General features: G+C 39.4%; 10 protein-coding genes and 1 pseudogene. 6 read left to right on the forward strand and 5 right to left on the reverse strand.

Annotation, left to right across the window (positions count from 1 at the left end):
- Nucleotides 1-45: 45 nt before the first annotated feature.
- Both ACT3RM_RS05615 and elbB read right to left on the reverse strand, forming a co-directional pair.
- Complete coding sequence (locus ACT3RM_RS05615; RefSeq protein ID WP_441992878.1) at nt 46-438, reverse strand: c-type cytochrome; 393 nt, start codon at nt 436-438, stop codon at nt 46-48.
- Between the two features lie 159 nt (nt 439-597).
- On the reverse strand, nt 598-1248 hold the full coding sequence (gene elbB, locus ACT3RM_RS05620) for an isoprenoid biosynthesis glyoxalase ElbB (protein WP_441994662.1): 651 nt from the start codon (nt 1246-1248) through the stop codon (nt 598-600).
- 531 nt (nt 1249-1779) lie between these two features.
- Between elbB and polA the strand changes: the two genes are divergently transcribed.
- From polA to ACT3RM_RS05635, 3 genes are all read left to right on the forward strand, one after another.
- Nucleotides 1780-4515 (forward strand): DNA polymerase I, encoded by a 2736-nt coding sequence (gene polA / locus ACT3RM_RS05625; RefSeq protein WP_441992876.1) that lies wholly within the window; start codon nt 1780-1782, stop codon nt 4513-4515.
- 389 nt (nt 4516-4904) lie between these two features.
- The gene (locus ACT3RM_RS05630; RefSeq protein WP_441992875.1) at nt 4905-5489 is read left to right on the forward strand and encodes a YceI family protein; all 585 of its coding nucleotides are present in this window, start codon (nt 4905-4907) and stop codon (nt 5487-5489) included.
- Entirely contained in the window at nt 5486-6007 is a 522-nt protein-coding gene (locus tag ACT3RM_RS05635) for a DUF1285 domain-containing protein (protein ID WP_441992874.1), read from the forward strand. Before ACT3RM_RS05630 ends, ACT3RM_RS05635 begins: the two co-directional genes overlap by 4 nt.
- On the opposite strand, the gene yihA is transcribed toward ACT3RM_RS05635, so the two are convergent.
- Nucleotides 6004-6666, reverse strand: coding sequence for a ribosome biogenesis GTP-binding protein YihA/YsxC (yihA, locus tag ACT3RM_RS05640; protein WP_441992873.1), 663 nt, complete (start codon nt 6664-6666; stop codon nt 6004-6006). The genes ACT3RM_RS05635 and yihA overlap by 4 nt on opposite strands.
- A 280-nt stretch (nt 6667-6946) precedes the next feature.
- On the opposite strand from yihA, the gene ACT3RM_RS05645 reads away from it, so the two are divergent.
- The 3 genes from ACT3RM_RS05645 (at nt 6947) to ACT3RM_RS05655 (ending at nt 9452) form a co-directional block, all read left to right on the forward strand.
- Nucleotides 6947-7579 (forward strand): c-type cytochrome, encoded by a 633-nt coding sequence (locus tag ACT3RM_RS05645; RefSeq protein ID WP_441992872.1) that lies wholly within the window; start codon nt 6947-6949, stop codon nt 7577-7579.
- A gap of 770 nt (nt 7580-8349) precedes the next feature.
- Nucleotides 8350-8940: a Der GTPase-activating protein YihI gene (yihI, locus tag ACT3RM_RS05650; protein WP_441992871.1), complete on the forward strand. Its 591-nt coding sequence runs from the start codon at nt 8350-8352 to the stop codon at nt 8938-8940.
- Nucleotides 8940-9452, forward strand: a complete 513-nt coding sequence (locus tag ACT3RM_RS05655) for a DUF2489 domain-containing protein (RefSeq protein WP_441992870.1) — start codon at nt 8940-8942, stop codon at nt 9450-9452. The genes yihI and ACT3RM_RS05655 overlap by 1 nt, the downstream gene beginning before the upstream one ends.
- 98 nt (nt 9453-9550) lie before the next feature.
- On the opposite strand, the gene hemN is transcribed toward ACT3RM_RS05655, so the two are convergent.
- Both hemN and ACT3RM_RS05665 read right to left on the reverse strand, forming a co-directional pair.
- On the reverse strand, nt 9551-10942 hold the full coding sequence (gene hemN, locus ACT3RM_RS05660) for an oxygen-independent coproporphyrinogen III oxidase (RefSeq protein ID WP_441994663.1): 1392 nt from the start codon (nt 10940-10942) through the stop codon (nt 9551-9553).
- Between the two features lie 521 nt (nt 10943-11463).
- Nucleotides 11464-11689, reverse strand: a pseudogene (locus ACT3RM_RS05665) (methyl-accepting chemotaxis protein); the annotation flags it as partial.

Below are 11689 nucleotides of genomic sequence, written 5' to 3' on the forward strand. Positions count from 1 at the left end.
GCCGGTTTAAACCAGCCTTTTTTAGTATTAAATTTAGTTTGTATACTACTTTTTAGTCATGAAGTCGATAGCAGCTTGTAGCTCATCATCTGAGCAGTCCATACATGTGCCTTTTGGTGGCATCGCATTAAAACCATTAATAGCATGATTTAACAAAGTATCTGCGCCTTTAGCTAAACGTGGTGCCCAATCGTCTGCTGATTTTGGTGCATCTAGTGCTCCGGTACCATGACAAGCAAAACAGGCTGCTTGGTAAACTTGTTCGCCAGTACGTGGGCCTGATGGTACTTCAGCAGCGGCTGCTTTATCACCTTCTAGGTAAACCGCACCAACGGGTGCAATACGTTTTTTAATTGCATCTTCAGCCATAGAGTTATCATACGGTTGTGCGTATGCGGTAGTTGCTAGCAATAATAATGCTGCTGATAGTTTTTTCATTTTGCCTTGCTCACTTCGAGTGGAACGTGATCAATCACGATAGATGACGGAATTTAAAACGATTATAACGCTTAGCCGTCATTTATAAAATGCTGGAACTGTTTTTTATTTGCAAAAAAATGTCATTTTTTTGCGCTAGCGCAAAAAATTATCTTAGTATCAGCACATTTTAAGCACTGCTGTTACTAACTTCTCAATACCTGCATCAGCTTCTAAAATAGACTCGGCGAGCATATAAGCGGGTGTTGTTACGAGCTTGTGCTGTTGATCAATAATAATTTCGGAAACTGGACAGGCTACATGCTCTGCACCTAACGCATTTATCGCACTAGCCGTATCTTGATCATCACCAATGGTTACTTTGGCGTTAGCTGAATAAATCAATGGGATCAAAGCAGGGGTAATACACATATAACCTGCGGGTTTATTATTATCAGCAAACGTTTTACAAGCTTTGAGCACATCTGTTTGAACGTGCGCCTGAGCTCCCTTTACTGCAAAGTCAGAAAGGTTTTTTGCTGCACCAAAACCACCAGGTAAAATTAAGGCATCAAAATCAGCAGCATCTAGCTCAGTTATTGGTTTTATTTCACCTCGGGCAATGCGCGCCGCCTCTACTAATACATTACGATCCGATGCCATTTCTTCACCGGTTAAATGGTTTATAGTGTGCATTTGCATAATATCAGGTGCAAAACACTGATACTCTGCGCCGGCCTTCGCAATGTGTAATAAACTGAGTACCGCTTCATTAACTTCAGCACCGTCATAAACACCACAACCAGATAAAATTACGGCTATTTTTTTCATTATATAAACTCCCTATGAAGTTGCTTGTACATAAAACCCATAGTTCAGATGGTAAAGCAGAGTAAGATAAACCGCAAAAATAAAAAGTTTACGGGCAAAGATCTGATTGTAACCAAGGTAACTCGCTCTATATGCTTTTTTAAAAGTTTGGTCAGTGTAAAAAAGTATAAAGGATCACTATGATCTTAGATCCATTGTGATAGAATGCTTGTCCGGTTATTTAAAAGGACTAAAATAATCCAGTATGAATAGCTAAAAGGAATTTGACTAAAACCTTTTTCCACATTGGTTTAAAATAATAAAAAAAGAACCTCGCATTATCTTTTTTATATATAAAACATAATCTTAAGTTATTTTTCTAGGTGTATTTAACACTTCGGAAGAATCATTTGTGGTTGTTATCTACATAGTTATCCACAACTTGTGCTAACTGTATCTATACACTGGTTATTAATTCACAGTCGTTTTCTGTGCGGCCTTATGGCATGCTTAACATTACTTTGTTTTTCTCATTTAGGATCCAATTACACCATGGCTCAGATCCCTGAAAATCCGCTAATTCTAGTTGATGGCTCATCTTATCTATTTCGTGCTTATCATTCTCCACCACATTTAACTAACTCAAAAGGCGAAGCAACAGGGGCTATTTATGGTGTGATCAATATGCTTAAAAGCTTGATCAGACAATACGATCCGAGTCATATGGTCGTGATATTTGATGCCAAAGGTAAAACCTTCCGTAATGATATGTATAGCGAATATAAAGCTAACCGCCCACCAATGCCCGATGACTTACGCACACAAATAGCGCCTATTCACAATATTATAAAAGCCATGGGTTTTCCGCTTATTAGTATTGAAGGGGTTGAAGCGGATGATGTTATTGGTACGTTTGCACGTATTGCCTCTGAGCAAAAGCGCCATGTATTGGTATCAACAGGCGATAAAGACATGGCTCAACTAGTAAACGAGCATGTCACTTTGATCAATACTATGACCGACAGTATTTCAGATCCCCAAACCGTGGTTGAGAAGTTTGGTGTTGGTCCTGAATTGATTATTGATTATCTCGCGTTAATGGGCGATAAAGTTGACAATATTCCTGGTGTTGAAGGTTGTGGTCCTAAAACCGCGGTTAAGTGGCTACAAAAGTATGGATCGTTACAAGGGGTGCTTGATCATAGTGCTGAAATCAAAGGTAAAATAGGTGAAAAGCTAGCCGCGGCAGTTGAGCATTTACCTCTTAGCTATGAATTAGCTACAATTAAGTGCGATGTTGAAGTTGAGTCAAATTTAGAAACCTTCAAGCTTCAAGCGCCAAATCGAGATGAATTAATTGCGCTTTATGGCGAATGCGAATTTCGTCGCTGGTTAGCTGAGTTGTTAGATAACCCAAAAGATACTGACACCCATTTAGCTGTACCAAGCGATGAAACTGAATTACCAAAAGTCGCTGATGCCAATTATGAGACTATATTAACCGAACAACAGCTCGATGCATTAGTAAAACAGCTTAACGAAGCTGAACTCTTCGCTTTTGATACTGAAACAACTAGTCTTGATTATATGCAAGCGCAATTAGTCGGTATGAGTTTTGCCGTTAAAACGGGTGAAGCCGCGTATATTCCCATAGCCCATGACTACCCAGATGCACCTGAGCAACTCAGCATTGAAACCGTAATGGCAAAAGTTGGCCCAATTTTAGCCGATGAAAATAAAGCTAAAGTCGGGCAAAATTTAAAATACGATAAAAGTGTGCTTGCCAATGCTGGGTTTGAGCTTAATGGTATTAAGTTTGACACTATGCTGGAGTCGTATGTATTTAATAGTGTCGGTACTCGCCATGATATGGACTCATTGGCACTTAAATACTTAGGTCATAAAAATATCAGCTTTGAAGAAATTGCGGGTAAAGGTAAGAAGCAACTTACTTTTAATCAAATTGAGCTTGAAAAAGCCGCCCCCTACGCGGCAGAAGATGCCGATATTACGCTACGTTTACATGAGGTTTTATGGCCAAAAATTGCGGCAGATGAAAAGCTAAAATCAGTTTTTGAAGAGATTGAACTACCATTAGTCAGTGTTATTTCAGATATTGAGCGCACTGGGGTGGCTATTGATAGCAAAATGCTAGCAGCGCATAGTCAACGTCTAGGCGAGCGCTTGATTGAGCTTGAAAAAGAAGCCTATGAAATAGCTGGCGAACCGTTTAACTTAAGTTCGCCTAAGCAGTTACAGGTATTGTTGTTTGAAAAGCTAGAATTGCCAATTATTAAAAAGACTCCAAAAGGCGCACCGTCTACCGCTGAAGAAGTATTACAAGAACTGGCTCATGATTACCCATTACCTAAAGTCATTATTGAGCACCGTGGTTTATCCAAGCTTAAGTCAACTTATACCGATAAACTGCCATTGATGGTAAATGAGCAAACTAACCGTGTGCATACATCGTATCATCAAGCGATAACGGCGACAGGGCGTTTAAGCTCTACCGATCCTAACTTACAAAATATTCCTATTCGCTCAGAAGAAGGTCGTCGTATTCGTGAAGCGTTTACAGCAGCCGATGGCTATAAAATTGTGGCTGCCGATTACAGTCAAATTGAGCTGCGTATTATGGCGCATTTATCGCAAGACAAAGGCTTATTAAGTGCCTTTGCTGATGGCCTTGATGTACATAGCGCCACCGCCTCAGAAGTTTTTGGAGTGAGCCTTGATGAAGTTACCAGCGATATGCGCCGTAAAGCAAAAGCGGTAAACTTTGGCTTAATTTACGGTATGTCGGCCTTTGGTTTAGCACGTCAACTAGATGTGCCACGCCATGAAGCCCAGCATTATATTGATAAGTATTTTGAACGCTTTCCGGGAGTGCTTGAATATATGGAATCAACACGTAAAAAAGCCGCCGAAAATGGCTATGTGGAAACAATTTTTGGTCGTCGTTTACATCTACCAGAAATTAACGCCCGTAATGGTATGCGTCGTAAAGGCGCAGAACGTGCAGCAATCAATGCACCTATGCAAGGTACAGCCGCCGATATTATTAAAAAGGCCATGCTAACGGTTCATAAGTGGGTTGCTGAACAAACGCCAAATACTGTCAAAATACTCATGCAAGTACACGATGAATTGGTTTTTGAAATTAAAAGCGACTGTGTAGAGCGCTACACTGCAGAAATTTGTAAATTGATGTCACAAGCCGCTGTGCTTGATGTGCCATTATTGGTTGAAGCTGACAGCGGCGACAATTGGCAGCAAGCCCACTAACTCTTCTAAGCAGAAGTGATCAGTCTATAGGCAATTCACTTCTGTTTTGAATGTACCTTGTAAAAAAAAAGTAAATAGTTGAACGGGTATGTTGGTATTAGTTATATGTTTATCAATTCTATTGGTTTGTCCCCATATTTAGTTTATTTATTAATGCTTATTTGCTAAAGTCCGCCCGTCCTCATCCTGTAGGACATCCTGTTGATGGTGCACTCGTAAGGGTGCAACGTGTTGATAGCTTCTCTTCAGTTTGCTATACCGGCTCGCCTTATTTTGGGTGAGCCGATTTTTTCTTTTTGCTGTCTTTTTCCTGACTTTCTATTTATTGCACTAAACGCTGCAAGTGATAACATCAAAGCTCATTTATTAAATACCAAAGGAAATGCGTCATGGTTAAATCTCTTGCGATAGTCTCTCTTTCGTTATCTAGTTTATTAATGGCAGGATTTGCGCATGCTGATTGGCAGTTAAATAATCAGCAAAGTCGCGTAAGCTTTGTATCGGTGAAAAAAAATAGCATTGCTGAGGCTCATCATTTTAAAACCATTAGCGGTGAGTTATCAGCTAAAGGTGCTTTTACATTAGCTATCGACTTAAGCTCAGTTGAAACTAATATCCCAATTCGTAATGAGCGTATGGGTGAGTTTTTATTTGAAACGGCAACGTTTTCTAAAGCAACATTAACCGCCGATTTAGGTGATAAAATTAAACAGTTATCAGCAGGTCAACATGTACTAAGTGGCGTAAGTGCTGAACTTGATTTTCATGGTACGAAAAAGTCGCTAACAATTGATGTATTAGCTAGCGTGTCTGAAAAAGGCGATATAACTGTGTCATCATTTACCCCTGTTATCATCAATAGCGGTGATTTTTCTGTAACTGAGGGCGTAGCTAAACTGCAAGAGCTTGCAGGTTTACCGTCTATTGCTACTGCGGTACCAGTTACTTTTGCATTGACACTTAATAAGCAGTGATATCACTCAGTGATTTGGCGCAGCAGTTATCTGTGCCAAACAAGCCTTTTGATCTTTGGCAGCCAACTCATTGCGGACAATTACCTATTGTTATTGATGAGCAAGGAAGGTGGCATTACTGCCAGAGTGAAATAACTCGCATTGCGATGGTTAAACTGTTTGCTTCGGTACTTTGTAAAGAGGAAAATCAGTTTTACTTAAAAACGCCAGTAGAAAAAATAGCCATTACCGTACACGACGCTCCTTTTATTATTATTGATTGGTGCTTTGAACAAACCGGACAAGGGCAAGTACTGTGCTGTGTTGATAATTTACAACGCACGTGGCTGGTTACCAATGAGCAACCGTTACTGGTTCAAGATTATCAAGGACAAGATGTGCCGTATTTACGGCTACCTTATGGCTGTAGTGCGCGGGTATCTCGGAGCGTGTTTTACCAGTGGGCTGAAATAGCCGAAGCATCAGAGCATGGCTATTTCATTCAATCTGTAGGTGAGCGTTTCTACTTGTCTACTTAAGCGTCAGACTTAGGCGTTGTTTCATTATCAGTCGGTGGTACTGCAATAACAGGCCCCAAATACCATTCATCAAGCTTTTTAGCTACTTCTGGTAAGCCAGTCCCTTTTAATGACGAAAAAGCATGCACTGTAATATCACCTTCGAGTGCGCTTAATTCACGGCGAACCTGTAAAACTTGTGCTTTACGTGCACCTTGCTTTAACTTATCGGCTTTTGTTAGTAAAGCTAATATCGGAATTTCACTGCCAATTGCCCAATTAATCAAATCACGGTCTAAGTCTTTTAATGGGTGGCGAATATCCATCAAAATTACAATGCCTTTTAAGCTTTGGCGTTTTTGTAGGTATTCACCCAATGACTTTTGCCATTTTTTCTTCATTTCGATAGGTACTTTAGCAAAACCGTAACCCGGTAAATCTATAAGGCGCATATTATCCACTTCAGCCAATTCAAACGTATTGATTAGCTGCGTACGGCCTGGGGTTTTACTGGTACGGGCGATCTTTTGATCGGTTAAAGTATTTAATGCGCTTGATTTACCTGCATTAGAACGACCAGCAAAAGCGACTTCAATTCCCGTATCAGCAGGTAATTTAGTGATGTCTGGAGCGCTGGTTACGAACGACGCAGTATTATATTTGATACGAGATTTGAGCACGGGCTTTCCTAAGTACATAAGCAAAAAATAAAAGTAAACTAAATTTACTCAATACGCGTATTTTATACTATTACTGACGTATTCAAAAGCGTATTTAGCTATGCTAACTTAGGTTTAATGTACTTAAATAGCTTGTTTTAAACTTTATTTAGGCAAAACCCTATAATTTATAAGCTTAATACGGGCAGAAAACGTGCCAGAGAATTTATTATCGTGTAGAATATAGAAATCACAACATCCATATTGTAGATGGCACAGGGTCGGAAACAGAGAATTCACCATGAAAAAAATAGCACTATCTTTAACTATATTGCTTGGTGCGTTGTCAGCAAGCAACGCAACAGCATTCGATGGCGATGTAAACGCAGGTAAAGAAAAATCAGCAACGTGTGCGGCTTGTCACGGCCCAGACGGTAATGCACCGGTTAACATCTACCCAAAAATTGCTGGGCAACACGCAGATTACATATATAAGCAACTTACTGAATTTAAACTCGGTATGACTTCAGGTGGTAAAGAAGGTCGTATGGAGCCAGTAATGAGCGGTATGGCAATGCCTTTAAGTGACCAAGATATGAAAGACTTGGCAGCCTATTTTTCATCTTTGAACATGAGCGAAGGCGCAACGCCTGAAAATGTGGTTGAAGCAGGTTCTATGCTTTTCAAAGCAGGCGATGTAGAACGTGGTATTCCATCGTGCGCCGCATGCCATGGCCCTCGTGGTAATGGTTCTTCATTGGCAAACTTTCCAAAAATTGCTTTTCAGCATCCTGAGTATATTAAGTCACAGCTTGAAAAGTTTCGTGAAGGTACACGTAATAATGACCATAACGAAATGATGCAAGATATTGCTGCCAAGCTAACGGATAAAGATATTGAAGTATTATCTAAGTACCTTGGTGGCTTGCACTAAAGTTGTATTTATTTAATGCTTAGATAGCACTAAAATACAAAAAGTTATTTAAAAAGCAGCATTAGCTGCTTTTTTTGTTTTTGTAATCTGACTGATATTACCTTTTTACTTGTAAGACATTGACTATACTTGTGTGTAAGCTAAAGCTTAATTTTATTTTTGTTTTTATTTTAAGTTAATGTTATTAAACAAAGTTGTCTTGTTGCAATATGTTTTATGTAAGAAAAGATATATAAATTAGTTGTAACGAAATTATTAATGCGTAAATTATCCCCTGTCGCTTAAAAAATAAAAACAATATGGAATTAACTATACGGAAAGTAGCGCGTCAACAATATAGGGGATATAACATCGGTTGGTGTTAATAAGGGAACTAACTAAAAAAGAGTCATTGAAGACCGAAAATAATAAAAGCTCATGGAAGTTTAATAATAAAAACAAAATGGAATGGTACATGGAAGATAATAAAAATAACAATATGGAACAATAGTAATAAAAATAATAAAAATAATAAAGACTAAAAAGTCGAAGGGAGAAGAGTCCAGTTAAATGGCGCTCAGATTAGCAGGCGGTAGAGATGTTTTCTCTACCGCCTTTTTATTTGTGCTGTTACAATAGAGATGAACATATTTAAGTCACTTGAATATGTGGTGCGCGAGTCGTTGAGTCACCCAACCTCAACCCGCACAGAAAAAATTCTCCTGGCAAGGCCAGCACTGCGACGCCAAAATGCGCGTTGCGCAAAACCTCTTAAGTGAGACGAGCAAGATATGAGTAGAAAGAAAAAGTCACGCAAAATTCCATCAAACGGCCCGGTACGCTTAAGCCAAGATAAACTTAAAGAAATGCGTGCGTTAAAAGAGCAACGAGTAAAGAAAACCAAGGGGGCTAAGCCGGGCTCTCGTAATGCACCTGAAGCACTCAACAATGAAACTTCAGGTGGTAATCAGCAATCTAAAGATAAGCGTGTCGGTAGTAAAAAGCCTATCTCATTGGTGCCAGTTAAAGCTGAGCCAAAAGTTGAGATGAAGCGTCATTTAAAGCCGCAAGCAGAGCTTAAAAAAGCAAGCCAACCAGAGCTTTCACCAGAGCAAGAGTTAGCGGCACTGGAAAGTGACGAGCGTTTATTAAAGCTCGTTGAGCTACACGAGCGTGGGCAATTATTAACGGGTAAAGATGCTAAGTATTTTAATAGCCGCATCGCCCGTCATCAGCAACTATGTGAAACTTTAGGTATCGAAGACGAACCTGAAGATGACTTTGATGATGAAGAATTAATTACAGAAGGTAATAGTGATTTCGATCAGTACTTATCGGACGATTTAGCCAGCGAATGGCTAGATGATGAGGATGAAAAATAATGGATATGATGATCTTAGCTCTGTGTGTTGGCGCTGCGATCATCGCAGGGCTAGCATTTTACGCAGGCCAACTTCTTTATAAACTAAATACCCAAAAAAAATATATTGCACAGCAGCAGTTAAAGAAACAGCAGGAGTTGGCGAAGTCACGTCAGCAGCGAAATTTAAAGCTTGCTGATAGTATTCATTTAATTGCTCGTGCGATGAATGAAGAGCAGTGCGAGTTCTCTGAAGGGTGCTTACGTATTTGGGTATTGATGTCACAATACAGTTTTGAGCAAGAACAAGACCTTACTGAGCGTTACCCAGGCATTTATGCTATGTATGATGTGGTAAAAGATATGCCTACTCATGAGGCTCGTAAAAAGTATTCGAAGAAGGATGTTTTTAAACAAGATACTGCCCGCTGGCGTGCTGAAGAGGCAAACACCGCAGCAATTAAAGCAGACTGCGAAAAGCTGATTGTTGATTTTAAAGCCGAGCCGGGTAGCGATAAGGTTGTGTTTAACTAACCTAAATGGTGCTCAAGAGATTTGTTCGGTACTTAGTTAATATAAAAAGCAGACTAGAGTCTGCTTTTTTTGTTTTTATTGGGCTTGTGCGTACGTATTTAAATAACTCGAGAAAATCGAGTGGCGTTAACTTGTTTTTGTAAATGGGCGTCAAAACACATACAAATAATGCGAATAAATAAGTTTCCACGCGGTGTTACCTTAATTTTACTCCCCTCAATACAGACCATTCCATCAGCAATTAACGGCTCAAGGGCTTTAATTGAGTCGCTAAAGTAATCATTAAAACTGATATTAGCATCAAAATTAAGTGCGAATTTAGTCTCGATGCTTTGTGTATCTAATTCAAAGTGACAAATAAGCTGCCTTATTACTTCTGCACGAATTATATCGTCTTGGTTTAAGTCTATACCTTTAGTAATTGCACTGCCGTGCTGAGTCTCAATTTCATGATAATAGGACTTTAAGTCTTTTTTATTTTGTAAAATAGCGGTGCCAATTTGTGAAATTGATGACACCCCTAAACCGAGTAAATCACAATCGCCATGAGTGGTATAGCCTTGAAAGTTACGATGTAATTGTTGGCTATTTTGTGCGATAGCTAGTTCATTGTCCGCTTTTGCAAAGTGATCCATACCTATAAATTGATATCCTGCCTGTATCATTTGCGCTAGAGTATTTTTAAACATAGTCAGTTTATCGTTCGCGTTTGGTAAGTCAGCATCTTTGATTTTCCGCTGAGCGGCAAATCGCTCTGGTAAATGAGCATAATTAAATACAGAGACTCTATCAGGGCTGAGCGCTATTAATTGCTCAATAGTTTGCTTAAAGCTCTCAGGTGTTTGCAGTGGCAGGCCGTAAATCATATCGGCGTTAATCGATTTAAAGCCAAGCTCGCGAGACTCAGTAATTAAGCTTTTTACTTCATCAACACTTTGTGGGCGGTTTACAGCTAATTGCACGTCGTCATTAAAGTCTTGAATACCAAATGAAACACGATTGAAACCTAATAGGCGTAATTGGGTTAGCATTCCTTTAGCAAGTGAACGAGGGTCTATTTCGATAGCGCGCTCTGCATCTATGGCAAAATTAAAATTTTGATTTAATACACTAATTAAACGGCTCATTTGCGCTTGGGTTAGAAAAGTCGGGGTGCCGCCACCAAGATGCAGTTGCTCCACTTTATAATGTTTAAATAAAATAGCTTGAGCGATGATTTCCTTTTCAAGGTAATCGATATACACGTCAGCTTTGGACTGATGACGAGTAATTACCTTGTTACAGCCACAGTAGTAACAAAGCTGGCTACAAAAGGGGATATGAATATAAAGCGATAACTTGTTGCTGCTTGAGGCGTTTATCGCACTTATCAAATCTTTCTGCTGATAACCTTCTGAAAATGATAAAGCGGTCGGGTAAGAGGTATACCTTGGTCCAGACACATTATATTTATTGATTAAGTTTTTATCCCACTTTGGTAAATCAATCATCACGCGCACCTTTAACATTCATAAGGCGGGTAGTATAAAAAAAAGCCCTGACAGGTTTATTGATCTACAACAAAAAAGAGCGCTGAATTGCGCTCTTTTTAAGATAAGTGCTGGCGATGTATTGTAATTTAAACTGAATCACCGTTTTATTGAGTGCGGCAACAGTTCATGGGCATGGTTCGCGGTGCTATTCAATAAGGTATTTATAGCCGATAGACTGCTATTAATGTCTTCAGCAACTACGGTTTGCTGCTCTGTTGAAGTGGCTATATGATGACTTTGATCTTGTACTTTAGTTATTGATCGCAGCTGCGCCGTGGCATTGACTAACTGCTCAGTAAGAAACCGTAACCTTGGCCATTGAAGCGAGTGTCTTCGACTATTTTATTAAGCTGTACATCTACCCCTTCCAAAACCAACTAGGCCTTGCTGGTTATTATAAGCCGGTTGCAGTACTGCAGCAGAAGCGTCGCCGGTAGTAAGATCTACCGATATAGAGCTTACGTATAAATGATTTAATTTTAGTGCGGATTATTAATAAAGTTTTCGACCACTTTACCGTAACGTGAAAAGTAACCTTGTATAGTAAGTTGTTCAGATTTAAGGTACGTTTGGGTTTCGCGTTCTATCGCATGACGTGATAATGAGGCGATATGATTGACAAAAAAACTGGAAGCGATGATCAGTAATACACTGAGAGTTCCGCCAATCAGTAAAAGTATTTTCTCTAAGTGATAAATTATCGAG

This window comes from Pseudoalteromonas sp. AOP7-A1-14 (genome assembly GCF_052376275.1).
GTDB lineage: Bacteria > Pseudomonadota > Gammaproteobacteria > Enterobacterales > Alteromonadaceae > Pseudoalteromonas.